The organism is Rhodococcus sp. NPDC057529 (assembly GCF_042802055.1).
GTDB lineage: Bacteria > Actinomycetota > Actinomycetes > Mycobacteriales > Mycobacteriaceae > Rhodococcus_F.
This window is the reverse complement of record NZ_JBHVEY010000069.1, coordinates 1-1,210: the sequence shown is the minus strand read 5'-3', so window position 1 is coordinate 1,210 and position 1,210 is coordinate 1. Positions and strand designations below refer to the sequence as shown.

Genomic DNA, 1,210 nt, shown 5'->3' with positions numbered 1-1,210 from the left:
TAGATTTGTGTCTAATTCTGGACTTGAGTCCAGGGTGTGGGCTAGTTTGGACTGTACTACCCGGAGGTTCGATCGTGAAGGATTTGTCGAGATGACTGACCGTATGCCGCTCGAGGGGATCCGTGTTCTGGAGTTCGCCCATGCGATGGCTGGCCCGTTCTGTGGTGGCTTGCTGGCGGATTTCGGTGCCGAGGTGATCAAGGTCGAGCGCCGGGGTTCGGGGGACAGTCTGCGCCGGATGGGTCCAGTGGGTGCCGAGAGTTTGTGGTTCACGATCAATGGTCGTAACAAGAAGAGTGTCGAGGTCGACCTGTCCGATTCGGGCGACAATGCGTACGTCAAGGCGCTCGCGGCTTCGAGTGATGTCATCGTGGAGAATTACCGCCCGGGTGCGATGGAGTCGTTCGGTCTCGGCTGGGAGGACGTGCAGAAGCTCAATCCGCGCACGATCATGCTGCGCATCTCCGGGTTCGGTCGTGGTGGCCCGTACAGTGATCGCCCTGGGTTCGGGAAGATTGCTGAATCATTCAGTGGTGCAACCAATATCACAGGTTATCCGGATGGGCCGCCGGTGCACCCGGGGTATTCGCTCGCCGACCTGAATTCCGGGATGTTCGGTGCGTGGGGAATCATGCTGGCGTTGTTCGAGCGGGAGCGTTCGGGCGAGGGGCAGATGATCGACCTCGGTTTGTATGACGGGTTGTTCCGGATGATCGAGTGGCAGGTGCCCTTCTACGACAAGCTCGGGATCGATGCTCAGCGCAATGGTGCATCGTTTCCGTTCGAGGGGGCGTTTGTGACCGAGATCTGCCCGGCCTCTGACGGCGCTTTCGTGGTTGTTTCCGCCGCGACGACGACGACCATCGAGAACCTCATCGCGTTTTTGCGGTCCGAGGGGGAGTACACGGTCGAGGCGTCGGACTCTCGGGAGGCGTCGGTGGCGCTCCGCCGCTGGGTGAGTACTCGGACCGCGGACGAGGCGATCAAGATTCTCAGTGACGTCGGGGTCGTCACTGACCGGGTGTATCGGCCGAGTGATCTTGCGGTGGATCCTCATATCGCGGCCCGGGGGAGCCTTGTGTCGGTCGAGACCGAGGAGTACGGGACTGTTCGGATGCCGGCTCCGGTCCCGCGGTTGTCCCGGACGCCCGGTCAGATCAAGTCGCCGGCACCGAAGCTCGGCCAGGACAACAACAAGATCGAACTCTGA

Annotated in this window: 1 protein-coding gene; it reads left to right on the top strand. The window is 61.2% G+C overall.

What is annotated here, in order from left to right:
- Positions 1-103: 103 nt before the first annotated feature.
- The gene (locus tag ACFU5V_RS43045; RefSeq protein WP_378707533.1) at positions 104-1,210 is read left to right on the top strand and encodes a CaiB/BaiF CoA transferase family protein; all 1,107 of its coding nucleotides are present in this window, start codon (positions 104-106) and stop codon (positions 1,208-1,210) included.